Annotated in this window: 17 protein-coding genes; 6 read left to right on the plus strand and 11 right to left on the minus strand. The window is 35.4% G+C overall.

What is annotated here, in order from left to right; all coding sequences use genetic code 11:
• Positions 1-44 precede the first annotated feature (44 nt).
• Together folD and nusB are read right to left on the minus strand one after the other, a co-directional pair.
• Entirely contained in the window at positions 45-899 is an 855-nt protein-coding gene (gene folD / locus ACIQXF_RS10180; RefSeq protein ID WP_402782394.1) for a bifunctional methylenetetrahydrofolate dehydrogenase/methenyltetrahydrofolate cyclohydrolase FolD, read from the minus strand.
• Between the two features lie 152 nt (positions 900-1,051).
• Entirely contained in the window at positions 1,052-1,432 is a 381-nt protein-coding gene (nusB, locus tag ACIQXF_RS10185) for a transcription antitermination factor NusB (protein WP_402782397.1), read from the minus strand.
• Between the two features lie 197 nt (positions 1,433-1,629).
• Between nusB and ACIQXF_RS10190 the strand changes: the two genes are divergently transcribed.
• The 3 genes from ACIQXF_RS10190 to ACIQXF_RS10200 all read left to right on the plus strand — a co-directional run bounded on the left by ACIQXF_RS10190 (position 1,630) and on the right by ACIQXF_RS10200 (position 4,180).
• Positions 1,630-1,806 (plus strand): DUF2197 domain-containing protein, encoded by a 177-nt coding sequence (locus ACIQXF_RS10190; RefSeq protein WP_402782400.1) that lies wholly within the window; start codon positions 1,630-1,632, stop codon positions 1,804-1,806.
• 12 nt (positions 1,807-1,818) lie between these two features.
• Entirely contained in the window at positions 1,819-2,685 is an 867-nt protein-coding gene (locus ACIQXF_RS10195) for a MerR family transcriptional regulator (RefSeq protein ID WP_402782403.1), read from the plus strand.
• Between the two features lie 325 nt (positions 2,686-3,010).
• Complete coding sequence (locus ACIQXF_RS10200) at positions 3,011-4,180, plus strand: MFS transporter (protein WP_402782406.1); 1,170 nt, start codon at positions 3,011-3,013, stop codon at positions 4,178-4,180.
• A gap of 90 nt (positions 4,181-4,270) precedes the next feature.
• Here the strand turns inward: ACIQXF_RS10200 and ACIQXF_RS10205 are convergent, their stop codons facing one another.
• On the minus strand, positions 4,271-4,681 hold the full coding sequence (locus ACIQXF_RS10205) for an Asp23/Gls24 family envelope stress response protein (RefSeq protein WP_402782409.1): 411 nt from the start codon (positions 4,679-4,681) through the stop codon (positions 4,271-4,273).
• A 292-nt stretch (positions 4,682-4,973) separates the two neighbouring features.
• On the opposite strand from ACIQXF_RS10205, the gene ACIQXF_RS10210 reads away from it, so the two are divergent.
• Complete coding sequence (locus ACIQXF_RS10210; RefSeq protein WP_402782412.1) at positions 4,974-5,342, plus strand: membrane lipoprotein lipid attachment site-containing protein; 369 nt, start codon at positions 4,974-4,976, stop codon at positions 5,340-5,342.
• 35 nt (positions 5,343-5,377) lie between these two features.
• A complete protein-coding gene (locus ACIQXF_RS10215; protein ID WP_402782415.1) occupies positions 5,378-5,557 on the plus strand; it encodes a hypothetical protein in 180 nt (59 codons plus the stop codon).
• A 340-nt stretch (positions 5,558-5,897) separates the two neighbouring features.
• On the opposite strand, the gene ACIQXF_RS10220 is transcribed toward ACIQXF_RS10215, so the two are convergent.
• Positions 5,898-6,884: a hypothetical protein gene (locus ACIQXF_RS10220; RefSeq protein WP_402782418.1), complete on the minus strand. Its 987-nt coding sequence runs from the start codon at positions 6,882-6,884 to the stop codon at positions 5,898-5,900.
• 420 nt (positions 6,885-7,304) lie between these two features.
• Here ACIQXF_RS10220 and ACIQXF_RS10225 point away from each other — a divergent pair, with 420 nt between their 5' ends.
• Positions 7,305-8,039, plus strand: coding sequence for a hypothetical protein (locus ACIQXF_RS10225; protein WP_402782421.1), 735 nt, complete (start codon positions 7,305-7,307; stop codon positions 8,037-8,039).
• A gap of 180 nt (positions 8,040-8,219) precedes the next feature.
• Here the strand turns inward: ACIQXF_RS10225 and accC are convergent, their stop codons facing one another.
• The 7 genes from accC to ACIQXF_RS10260 form a co-directional block, all read right to left on the minus strand.
• Positions 8,220-9,578 (minus strand): acetyl-CoA carboxylase biotin carboxylase subunit, encoded by a 1,359-nt coding sequence (gene accC / locus ACIQXF_RS10230; RefSeq protein ID WP_402782424.1) that lies wholly within the window; start codon positions 9,576-9,578, stop codon positions 8,220-8,222.
• Between the two features lie 12 nt (positions 9,579-9,590).
• Positions 9,591-10,094, minus strand: coding sequence for an acetyl-CoA carboxylase biotin carboxyl carrier protein (gene accB, locus ACIQXF_RS10235; RefSeq protein ID WP_402782427.1), 504 nt, complete (start codon positions 10,092-10,094; stop codon positions 9,591-9,593).
• 201 nt (positions 10,095-10,295) lie between these two features.
• Positions 10,296-10,853 carry a SpoIIIAH-like family protein gene (locus tag ACIQXF_RS10240; protein WP_402782430.1) on the minus strand — a complete coding sequence of 186 codons (558 nt, stop codon included), beginning with the start codon at positions 10,851-10,853 and terminating at the stop codon, positions 10,296-10,298.
• Positions 10,854-11,273, minus strand: a complete 420-nt coding sequence (locus tag ACIQXF_RS10245; protein WP_402782433.1) for a hypothetical protein — start codon at positions 11,271-11,273, stop codon at positions 10,854-10,856.
• 207 nt (positions 11,274-11,480) lie between these two features.
• The gene (locus tag ACIQXF_RS10250) at positions 11,481-12,392 is read right to left on the minus strand and encodes a stage III sporulation protein AE (RefSeq protein ID WP_402782436.1); all 912 of its coding nucleotides are present in this window, start codon (positions 12,390-12,392) and stop codon (positions 11,481-11,483) included.
• 12 nt (positions 12,393-12,404) lie between these two features.
• Complete coding sequence (locus ACIQXF_RS10255) at positions 12,405-12,782, minus strand: hypothetical protein (protein ID WP_402782439.1); 378 nt, start codon at positions 12,780-12,782, stop codon at positions 12,405-12,407.
• Positions 12,783-12,787: 5 nt separating this feature from the next.
• Positions 12,788-12,997: a hypothetical protein gene (locus ACIQXF_RS10260; RefSeq protein WP_012295089.1), complete on the minus strand. Its 210-nt coding sequence runs from the start codon at positions 12,995-12,997 to the stop codon at positions 12,788-12,790.
• Positions 12,998-13,154: the final 157 nt, after the last annotated feature.

The following is a 13,154-nucleotide window of genomic DNA, read 5'->3' on the forward strand; positions in this document are numbered from 1 at the left end:
TTGAGATGGTTTTTTCATGAAAGAGTCATTCAAATTAACTTAACTTAATTTGCAAGCTTATTTTCTGCAGCTTGCACTGTGTTGAATAGTAACATTGTAATTGTCATTGGACCCACACCGCCTGGTACAGGTGTGATATGAGACGCAATACCATCGACTTCACTGAAGTTTACGTCACCGCAAAGTTTGTTATTTTCATCACGATTAATACCCACGTCAATAACAACTGCGCCTTCTTTAACATGCTCTTTTGTAATAAAGTTTGCACGTCCAACTGCCGCAATTAGTATATCCGCTTGTTTTGTGAATGAAGGTAAATCTGGAGTTTTGGAATGCGTATATGTAACGGTTGCATCCTTTTGTAGTAAAAGTTGCCCCATTGGCTTCCCAACGATATGACTACGTCCTACGATGACCGCATGTTTTCCCGCGATTTTGATTCCTGAATACTCAAGAAGCTTCATCACGCCAAACGGTGTACACGGTAAAAATGTTTCTTGGCCTAGCATCATTTTCCCTACACTTACTGGTGAGAAGCCATCCACATCTTTTTCGACAGCGATTGTGGCAATAACAGTGTCCTCATCAATATGTTTAGGGAGTGGTAATTGTACTAGAATACCGTGAATATCTTCACGCTTATTTAATAATTCGATTTGTGCTAATAATTCATTCTGTGTAGTTTCTTCTGGTAGTTTAATTAGCTCTGAAAACATACCAATTGCTTCACAAGATTTCTGCTTATTTCTCACATATGTAGCTGAGGCTTGATTGTCACCAACTAAAACAACTGCTAAACCCGGTGTTAATCCTTGTTCTTTTAAACGTGCTACACGTTCTGCTACTGAATTTCGAATTTCTTGACCAATTTCTTTACCATTAATAATCGCACTTGACATAAACCTTAGTTACTCCTTCCAATTCAACACATTTTTATCCCGCACTAACGGTCAGTACGACAACTAAAAAATGAACATTTGTCGCGAGCTGACCGTAAAGTCCGATTGGTTCAACTAGTAATCAGTGGATTCCCACCGATTACAGTTTCACATTATTGTTCTGTAAATTTAGAAAGTACACCATTAACAAATTTTGACGAGCCATCATCGCCAAATGTTTTGCATAACTCAATTGCTTCATTAAGTACTACTCTTTTTGGTGTTTCTGGCATGTATAAAAGCTCGTATACAGCTAGGCGTAAAACCGTTCTTTCAATTTTCGGTAGACGGGCAAGTGACCACTTTTCAAGATGCTGTTCTAAAGTAGCATCGATTTCCTCCAAATGTTCAGCTGTTCCAGTAACAATCTTTTCGTAGAAGACATTTGTCGGTTGACCTTTAATATGCCCCATTGCTTCTTCGACTGTTAGATCGGTATTGTCTAGCTGAAACAAAACTTGCAACGCTTTTTCGCGTGCCTCATGTCGTTTCATGTAAAGCTCTCCTTCTTAAGTGGCATTAAGGTTTATAATAGCATAGATTCGTACGAGAAACACGGATTCAAGCAAGTTTTCAATAATCTGAAACCTTTTTCAAGCAACTTTCTGCTACTTTAACTGCCTGTTCGAAAAATGAGAATCCACAATAACAAGAATGGTATACTGAAGGAAATTGATTTTATCCTTCAGGGGTGATATTTATACATTATGAAGTTAACTGTACAAGCTGTAAAAAAACATTCAAGTTATTTGAAGGTGAGGAACAATATAAGCAATTGAAAGAACGCAAATCACGCCTATTTTATTGTGAGGGTTGTAAACATAAGATACGCTTTGATACCATCCGAAACTTCTTTAGCTATTACTAATGGAGGCAATTTATGAAAGAACATTATTATACTATTGGTGAGGTCGCCAAATTATCAAATCTATCTGTACAGACCTTGCGCTACTATGACCAAATTGATTTATTTAAACCAGCCTATATCGATACTACTACGAATTATCGTTATTATAAGGATAATCAGATTTTTTACTTAGATATTATTAAGTCTCTGAAGTATATCGGCATATCCCTTGAAGATATAAATAAAGCACTCGGATTAACTTCGGAAGAATTGCTAGTTTTTTTAGAACAACAAGAACAACGGATTGAGGAGAAGATTTCGCGATTAAATGAAGTAAAATATACTTTGCTTAAAACCAAAAAACAAATGCAAGAACAAATTGATATTCCGATCTTTGGAGAGGTTTATGTTCAAGTAGAAGAAGAGATGCCCATTTTGCAAGTTAAGACAACTGAACTTACACCAACATCTAGTACCAATGCCTACTATGCGACACTCACGAAAATAATCGAAAATGAAGGAAGTGTCTTAAATAGTCGTTACGGATGTATCTTTCCACTTGCACGATATACAGATGTAAATAATATTATGTATGATGCCATATTTACACCACTCTTAACTGAACGTACATTCTCTAAGCTTTCTCCCAATATCAAGCAAACAATAAAACCTGCAGGCAACTATATATGTATTGCCTTTATCTATCATCCTGATACATACTTTTCGTTTTATGAAAAACTGAGACAATATGTAGAGGCACAACAAGACCTCTTTGAATCAAAAGTTTATGAACTTTATATGCCTGCGACATTAGCTTCAGAGCACGAAAAGAAATTCATCGTTGAATTAAAAGTTAGACAAAAATCAAGTGAGTCTAACCGCAATCTCACATCAAATTAATTATGCTATCTTGTATAACTATTTGCCAATACTTCCACACTGATAAAGTGAAACTTAATTAGTGTGGATTTTCTTCCTTCCATTGATTAATCTTCACCAATCGGTCTTTTACAGGCAGTTCATCTCACAACTAAATTCCTGGCTTTAGGGAAACCTTGTACCTAGCGCTTCTCTTTAAATCATTGCCAGTTAACGCAGGATAATAAACGAAAAAAATTAATACAAATCTTTTGACCCTATAGTTACTATAGGGTTTATTGTATTACATGGAAATATTCTAGTAGATTTAGATCTCGTGTATCGTGAAAGATTGAAGGAGAAATGTATGAATAAGAAACAAATTTTAACCTTAGCTATTTTATTATCAAATCTATTCATTGCCTTTTTAGGTATTGGATTAGTTATTCCAGTATTACCAACTATCATGAATGAGCTAAATATTTCAGGCAAAGTTGTCGGTTATATGGTGGCGGCATTCGCGATTACTCAACTTATCGCATCCCCTATCGCAGGTAAACTGGTGGACAAAATTGGCCGTAAAATTATGATCGTTGTTGGTCTTTTTATTTTTGGCCTTTCAGAACTATTGTTTGGGGTTGGTCGTACGGTTGAAGTACTCTTCATCTCTCGTATGCTCGGTGGTGTTAGTGCTGCCTTTATTATGCCAGCGGTGACAGCATATATAGCTGATATTACTTCATTGTCACAGCGTCCAAAAGCACTTGGCTATATGAGTGCGGCAATTAGTACTGGTTTCATAATTGGACCAGGGATCGGTGGATTTTTAGCAGAGTTCGGCACACGCATACCTTTTTACGCTGCTGGTATACTTGGATTTTTAGCAGCAATCTTGTCATTTATATTGTTAATAGAACCGACACGTACTTTAGGTGATGAGGAGGGTCCAGCATCAATTTTAGGTAGTGCGAAGCGTATTTTTAGCCCTCTATACCTTATCCCATTTGTACTTATTTTTGTACTATCCTTTGGTTTAGCTGCGTTTGAATCGTTATTTAGTCTATTCGTGGATCACAAATTTGCATTTACACCGTCAGATATTGCGATTATTATTACCGGAAGTGGGATAGTTGGAGCACTTGCTCAACTAATACTATTTGATTGGCTTACAAAGAAAATGGGCGAAATCAATGTTATCCGCTACTCGCTCATCCTATCTGCTGTTCTGACTTTTGCTATGACAATCGTTAGTCATTATTTTGCCATCTTATTTGTGACATTCTTTATTTTCGTAGGCTTCGATTTAATACGTCCTGCCGTTACCTCTTATTTATCAAAAATTGCCGGTAATGAACAAGGCTTTGTTGGTGGCATGAACTCAATGTTTACAAGTCTCGGTAATATATTTGGACCAATTTTAGGTGGTATATTGTTCGATTTTAATTTGAACTATCCATACTACTTTGCGACAATTGTTTTAACACTAGGCGTTATACTTGCTTTGTTCTGGAAAAAGCCAAAGCACATTGAAATCTAAAAAAGTAGCGGGACAAATCACTGCTAATAATTCCGTTATAGAAAAAGGATTGCCCTTTGATGAATAAATCATCATGGGCAATCCTTTTTTCTATTCATGTACGGCAGCTTCTTCTTTTTCAAAGTGAATACCTGTAATGTGTACATTCACTTCTGCTGTTTCAAGTGCTGTCATATTAAAAATTGCTTGGCGAATTTGAGTTTGTACTTCCTTTGCTACTTTTGGAATAGCATAGCCATATTTCACAGAGCAAAATACATCAATGGCAATTTCACCTGTTTCAGTGACACCAGATTTAATGCCTTTATTGTGTACTTTTTTTCCGAAACGTTCAACTACGCCCGTTGCAATATTTCCGCGAGTTGCAGCAATGCCTTCCACCTCGTTAACTGCGATTCCAGCAACAACTTCGATTACCTCTGCTGCTACTTCAATTTTCCCAAGTTCTTCTTTTCCAGAAGGTGTTGGTTGTACGAAAGATTGCCCTACTTTCTCTGCCATACAAATATCATCCTTTCCCTTACACATCACAAACAAATGCTGTACTTACGCTTATTATACTATAAAAAGGAATGTTTGGCTCCGTAAAGCCGTTTTATCCGATAAATTTAAAAAGTTGGGCGATAAAGTCTAATTTTTTTTCGATAAATCATAAATTTTTTTCGATAAATTATAAAAAATTCTCGATAAATCAATAAACGAAGAAATCTTTAGGGATACCTTCGTTTTAATTATGATATGATTTCCTTATAGGTATAATTTTCCTTTAGTTAATTTATAGGAGGGAAAGAGAGTGAAGAAACTGTTATTGGTGTTTTTTACCGTATTGATTTTAGCAGCATGTAATTCCTCTACACTTAGTATTCGTGAAATTGAGAATGTTCCAAGTAAAGTACAAAAGGTAATTGATGACCAATATACGCTTCAATCCATTAATATTAGCGAAAATATTTGTTATATTGTTTTTCAGTCTAAAGGAACCGTTACTACGAGCCTTGAAACACAAGGTAATACTTTAATCATTAAGTTAGATGAAGCGAATCCACAAGACAATGAAAATCAACAACATGTTTATAAATTAACATTAGATCCTGAACTTGAGGTTATTAATATTAAAATTAACGGAAAGTCTACGCATTTTGACAATGTGACCGTTTTCTAAGTCAATTTTTCAAAAGAAAATTTTAGGAGGATTGTATGCGGTTATCACTTTTTGGCATTTCTGTTTCACTGCTTGGCATTGCTTTTATTTTAATTTCGTTCACATTATTAGGATATATTTTTTCAATTTTAGGAGTGGTAATCTCATTCATTTCGTGTTTTGTTGGTGAGGTAGAAAAAACGAAGAAGATGTTAAATAAATTTAATATAACGTGAGCAATAAAGTCCTCAAATGCAAACCTTAGAAGCATAAAAACCACTTCTCGTAATTTTTTTTAAATCGTGAGAAGTGGTAGTTGTTTTATTTTATTAATTGCGTACTAAACTACTACACTAAAAAAGTCTTGAAGCGCATAGCTTTTTCCTTATTTTGCATGGCTATTTCACATATAAAATGGCAAGGGACCTTGTCACACAAGTACTACATCATGCCGCATATTTATGAAGTATTACATTTTACTAGGCTTAGAACTAATTGCATTGTACATCTCATCTCAATGTAGCCTTATTTACGTCGTTGAAAAGTACCCTTTGATTAGTATATGCATGATTGTTTTTATTCAATGCCCAACTCATCATTTACCATTTGGTCAATTTCTTCTTCTGTTGGCAAATAAATTGCTTCATGCATTTTGGTTAAATCGGATTCAGAAACCAAATTCAGATTTCCATATGCCCAAGATTCATCAGGATCCTTTATTTGCATACTCCCTGCTGAGAACCAACTTCCCCAAATATAAGAGGAGAGCCCATTATTGTCTTGTGGCACGACATATAAAGAAAATCCTTTTTCTAAATACTTTTTAGGGATATAATTTACAATATAAAATTTATTTGAATCCCCTTGAACGTATTCTTCTGAACGTTCTTTTCCATTAAAGAAAAACTGTTCGTCAGTAACGACATCAAAGCTTTGGTCATTTCGATATAAGTCATATCTCAACGTATCAGGTTCAGCATGTATTTTCAAACTTGGCCTCATATAACCTTTTTTTCCACCGCTAGGGAAGCCGTTTACGATCGTACCTTCATATATCAATACGGCATTAGTACTCAATTTATTTCTCTTTCCTTCTTCAGTATAGCGATCAGGTATAATACTTTGTCTGTATTGAGTTGATAAATCATCATAAGCAATATAGATATTATCTATATAGAGAGTTAAATATTTAGAAAACTCAATAATAGACCCAGGTACAGTTATATTATTATCAAAATCATAATATTGAGTGTTGGAGAACCGCCTAAAACTTAAAACAGCATGTTCGCCCTTTATAATGGCATCAGAAATAGTGTCAGCATACCCAACAGATGGAGTTAGATTGAATGGCTCAGTAATTTCATCATTATAACGCGCGTTTTCTCTTAGTTTTGCTATAATTTCTTCCCGTTTAGCAGCCTTCTCCTCTTCAGTTACGACTCTTTTTTCTTCTATTTCCTCAGATGGCTGTTTTTTATCGGATTTTGATATAGCTTCATTCTCTGTATTTCCACATGCTACTAAAAATAGGGAAAGTAAAGGTAATAAAAATAATTTTTTCATATACTCCCCCCTACTAAACTACTCACTAATAATGCGCTATACATACCTAATTTCATTTTATTCTTCATTTTTATCCCCTTCTAAAAAAGTACACACTTTAGTAAATACTGGTATATTTATATCGATATTGTAACATAATCATGTCGAAAATAAAGAAAATTTCCCCAAAAAACATTAGGTACATTGAAGCACTTAAAGAATTGCTTCACACTATATACACCTTTGTTTGGCATTGGTGAAGTTATAGCTATCTGCATTTTAGTTTAATTTGAGAAATTCGATTTTCATACTTCCACTGTTACATGCACTAGAATCTTCTCTCTTCTTTTTCTACTAAGGCACTCTACCAAAATCTAGATATAGTAAAATCTATTCCATTTAAACCGATATGAAAAAAGATTAAAGATAAGGAGACATCGCATGGCATCAAGACGTAAAAAAAAGAGTTCTCGAGGTTCAAATTTATTATCTGCTCTATTTATACTTATTCTAGTAGGTACGATTAGTGGGGGGATGGCTTTAAAGAATTTTGTATCTGCTGAAGTGGAATATAAAAAACTAAAAGGAAGCTTTAATGAAAAGGAATTTAAAGAGAAATTAATTCCGTCACATCCGATTATCGAAGCTTTAAAACAGGAATTCCTTATAGATCCCGAAGAAACACTCAAGTCGAGCTACTCAAACCCGACAAGCATAGAAAGTTTTGACATTGAAAATGGAGATTCTAGAATTTCTATTCAGGTTGCAACATATCATAAAGGCACATATGTGGACTCTATTAAAAACTCAAATGTTACATTTGATGAAATAGAAGGTAAATTACAATGGATTCATATCATAGCATCCAAAGATAATGTACCTATTGATTCACAGATAATGAAAAGAGCATTTAAAGCGATTTCAAAAGGTTTGGGGTATGAACTGAACGACAATCAAATAGTGGAATTGACAACTGCACTAAAAGATGAAAATACAGCTTCTCCGTACCCAAACTCCTATTTAACGTATCGGCACCAAGATGAGGAGGCAAGCGGTGAACTTCTTGTACCTTGGTCTAATCAAGTTTTGCTTCGCACAGTAGATTTGGACCTTTTAGTTGATGAAGAAGTCGAAACCGCATTTAAAGTTATATATAAGATTAAAGAGAAAAAGTAAAAAAGAAGATTAGTAAAGGTAAAAAAGCATGTTTTGTGGTTTCGCATCAAAACATGCTTTTACTTTATAGAATCACCTTGAGGTATCTTTTAAACTAAAAAAACCTCCTAACTAATAAAAGTTAGAAGGTTTAAAATTACGACTTTGATGGGTGTTCTATTCCCTAAATCTACAAATCAATTACTTGCTTGTCCCTAAAACATCGTTCTCTTCTAGGAACTTCGTATTGAATTGCGCTGATTTAAAGACGTCATTGTTCATCAATGCTTGGTGGAATGGAATTGTTGTATTGATACCAGGACCAGATACTTCAAATTCGCTAAGCGCACGATTCATTTTCGCAATCGCTTCTTCACGTGTATTTGCATGAACAATTAGTTTTGCAACCATTGAATCATAGTATGGAGGGATTGTATAGCCTGCATAAACAGCAGAGTCAATACGTACACCATAGCCACCTGGAGTTACATAAGTATCTACAGTACCAGCTGATGGCATGAAGTTTTTATAAGCATTTTCTGCGTTAATACGGCATTCAATTGCCCATCCATTTAATTTAATATCATCTTGAGTGAAAGGAAGTTTTTCACCAGATGCAATTTTTAATTGTTGTTGTACAAGATCTACACCAGATATCATTTCAGTTACTGGGTGTTCTACTTGAATACGAGTATTCATTTCCATGAAGTAGAATTTATCTTCTTGATAGTCATAAATAAACTCGATTGTACCAGCACCTTCATAGTTACAAGCTTGTGCAGCTTTAACTGCAGCTGCACCCATTTCAGCACGACGTTCAGAAGATAGAGCTGGAGATGGAGCTTCCTCAACTAATTTTTGCATACGACGTTGAACTGTACAGTCACGTTCACCTAAATGTACAACGTTACCATAGCCATCTGCTAATACTTGGATTTCACAGTGACGGAAGTACTCGATGAATTTTTCTAAATATACGCCAGGGTTACCGAATGCTGCTGCAGCCTCATTTTGCGTAATTTCAATGCCTTTTACAAGATCTTCTTCCGTACGAGCTACACGGATACCTTTACCGCCACCACCAGCAGTTGCTTTGATGATAACTGGGTAACCGATTTTGGCAGCCCATTCTTTACCTGTTTCGATATCTGGAACAATACCAGTACCCGGAACAAGTGGAACACCTGCTGCTTCCATAGTTGTACGTGCAACGTCTTTAATACCCATAATTTTAATGGAATCAGATGAAGGACCAATGAATTTAATACCTGCGTTTTCACAAGCTTCAGCGAAGTCAGCGTTTTCAGATACGAAACCGTAACCAGGATGGATACCGTCCGCGCCTGTTTTTTCTGCTACGCTAAGTAAAGCTGGGAAGCTAAGATATGAATCTTTTGATAGCTTTGGCCCGATACAATATGCTTCGTCTGCTAATTTCACATGTAATGCGTCTGCATCTGCTTCTGAGTATACAGCTACAGATTGAATGCCTAACTCTTTACAAGCACGAATGATACGCACAGCGATTTCGCCGCGATTTGCAATTAAAACTTTTTTCATGGTTTGCACTCCTTACTCAGCTTTTACAAGGAATAATGGTTGACCGTATTCTACTAATTCGCCGTCTTTAACAAGAATTTCAACGATTTCACCTTGAACTTCTGCTTCGATTTCGTTGAACAGCTTCATAGCTTCTACGATACAAACGATTGTTTCGTTGCCTACTTTGTCCCCTACTTTTACGTAAGATGGTGAATCTGGGTTTGGAGCTTGGTAGAAAGTACCAACCATTGGAGAAACGATTTTATGTAACGAAGGATCGTTATTGGCTGGTGCTGCAGATGCAACTGGTGCTTCTTCAGTTTTTGCTGGAGCTGCTGGTGCAACAGGAGCTGCTGGTGCAGATTGTTGTACAACAGGGGCTACTACTTCTTTTTTAGGTGCTACAGTATCAGTAACAACTACCCCATTCTTTTTTAACTTAACTTTTGCGCCATCTACTTCATAAACGAACTCGTCAATTGAAGATGAATCTACTAATTTAATGATTTCACGAATTTCTTGAATTTTGAACATTTCTAACTCTCCTTATGAAATAAAATCTACTACAATCACTATTCTATATTTTTTCGGAACATTTTGAAATAGTTAAATGAAAATTAAGTAAATATGAACAAAATAAAAGGCTTTCTTTTAATAAACGAAAGCCTTTTCATTATGCTGATATATAACAATAGCTAATAAATAAACAGAATATTCCTCTTTTTCTCTATCTTTTTAAAAGTTATTTGCACTAAATTTTACTTGGACATCATTTGCGCCTTCCATCTCTGTTTTTACCAAATAAATAATTTCATTTGCTTGAGATTTTGATAATTCCTCCGCCATAACAGTAACGGAAACTTTATCACCTTCAGCTCGTACAAACGCGTCGGAGTAGCCTAAAGATTTAATAAGCATTTCTAGCATTGCTTCTGCTGATTCTTGTTTTATAAGTTTATCCATCTCATTATATGCCGTATTTTTTTCATCTGCTGAGTATTCTTGTGAAGCGATTTTCTGTGTTAATTGTTGACGAAGCTGGCTTCTTTCATCACTAACCTGCATGCGCATTTCTTCAAATAAGTGACTTGGAGAAGATACTTCCTTCGTTACACCCTCTTTCGTTGCTTCTTGATCAGTTACACCCGTTACCGCTGTTTGCTTTAATGTGTCATCTGTAAAAATAGTTAGTCCATTAAATTGCTTTGCTGGGTCAACCAAATAATACACTGAAATAACTGCTACTAGACTTAATAATGTCATAAACCAAACTGTTCTTCTACGTACGCGCATTTACTTTTCCTCCTTATTTTCCATTGGAACAATAATAATTCGATGAATCGGTAATTGCATCACTTGACTGACGACAGCACGAATTTCATTTTTCACAAAGATATCTGATGCACCTTCTGAAACAATTAGCATCCCTGTTACTTCTTTCGTGCTTTGTTCAGTCCCACGAAAATATTGGCTGAATAGTTTAGTGTCATCCTTCGCATCTGTCATGTCTCCGTAATAAAAATATACTTTAACCTCCCCAACACCTTGCATAGCCTTAAGTGTCTGCTCAAGTTTTTCTTCATTGGTCATCTGTGTTACTCTCTCATTTGTTGTATTCGTTTGATACATAGGTAAAATGATGAAAATTCCCACGGAGGCGGCAATAAGCATTAAGACTATAAATGACGTTGTTTTTTTTCCCGTCTTTTCCACATCACTTGTACAATGCCTCCTTTCATCTTCTCTTTTTCAAGTGTATGTACGCTTGTTTCCTCCTATGAATTGATAAATGGAATCTTTAATAGCAATTGCAAAAATATCAACGTAATAACAAGTTTTGTCAGCGAAATTATTTCTTTATCATCAGTCAGAAACACAAATATCTGACATATAAAAAGCAACGCTAATAAAAGAATCAATCTATCTACCCCCAGCCATAACTTGGACAAAAACGATGAGGAAAAAACAAGAAAACATAAATGAAAAAGCAATTAGAAATGATACAGCACAAAGAGTAAATAGAGATTTACTAACATGATCTAGTAGCTTACAAATATCATCGAAGGCAATTGGTTCTAAAATAGCTGCTAATAGTTTCAACGAATAAGCACTAATAACAAGCTGAACTGTCGGTATGAACGACACTGTAATGACCGCGATAAATGCACTAATACTACTAATGGAAGAAGAAAATTGAGTCATGTGCTGGAACATTGAAAAACTATCGACTATAAAAGAGCCAACGACTGGAATATTTTCTTCTATTAATTTTTTTACAGGCTCCGCAACAGCTGCGTTCACACTAAATGCCGCAACACCACTTGCTGACATTAAGATGATGTAGCAGATAACAGATGCCGAAACAATACTCATAATCGTAAAACGAATTAATTCAGCTATTCTCGTAAAGGAAATATCTCTCACAATGACACTACAAACATCAAAAACGATGGCCAAAAGCACTCCAGGAATAAGCCACTTACTACTAATAATGGTTAAGACTTGTACAAAAAAAAGTAAAAAAGGCTGCCAAGAAGCTATTGCTGTGATACTGCTCGATAAAAGAAAGCTTGAAGTAAGAATGGGATAAAATGCTGTAAATATATGGGCAAGTCCTTGTGCTATTTCGTCGATTAATGTAAATGAATTCACAACGACCGGCCCTATTGTGGCGAGTACTATGAGGAAAAAAAGTATTCTTGTCCCTTTTTCAAAGTCTGGTAATAGCATATTAACAACTAAGAAAATGATGACATAGCCACACAAAATGAGCGTCATTTTCAGCAAGAGAAAAAATGGATCAATTAAAAACGAAAGTATTTGCTCCTGCATTGTCTTCGCTCCTTAGTTTAGCCTTTGTAAAATGGCTGACACCCCCTGTAAAACAGCCAAAAATTCTTTGAACCAATACAGCAAAATGACAATCTTCACCCCATCAAAAACAATGTTCCCGAGTACTTTATAGTTATGTTCTACAAGTAACATTGTCACCCATTGCCCTACATAAAAAAGGCTAGCACTGACTACAATGGCCTTCGCATAAGGCAGAAAGGCTAACGTTTCGAGTAGCTGCTTGACGAATGGCAATAAGAGTGTCGAGAACAAAATACTAAACAACAAAAACGAAAACATTACACTAATTAGCGCATGGAGTGGCTGTATAACTTCTTTTATAAGCAATAATAAAAGCAGCATGACAACAGCTACAATGACAATTTCCATTTACACTACCCTGAAGAGGTTAGCCATTGAAAGAATGTAAGGATTTCGTTAAAAAATAGACGTAAAAATCGCAGTAGTTCCGCTGTCATATATAAATAGGCAATGAAAAACAGGAAAAACGAAAATTCTTTCTTCCCTGTTTGATCAAAGAAAACATGAAGAAGCGCAACTACTAGTCCCACTCCAGCGACTCTTAATACGTCTTGTAATTCCATTCATACGCCCCCTCGTGTACAGCAATATATGTTGCTATTCAAAAAAAAAGACCTCCATACATTAAAATGTACCCTATAAGATAGACACTTAAAAAAAGTCTCTCTTACAGGGTACTTTTATTTATAATGAACATAACAACTAGATGGAGCAGAACTT

Source organism: Lysinibacillus sp. NPDC097231, from assembly GCF_044761885.1.
In the GTDB taxonomy this organism is placed as follows: domain Bacteria; phylum Bacillota; class Bacilli; order Bacillales_A; family Planococcaceae; genus Lysinibacillus.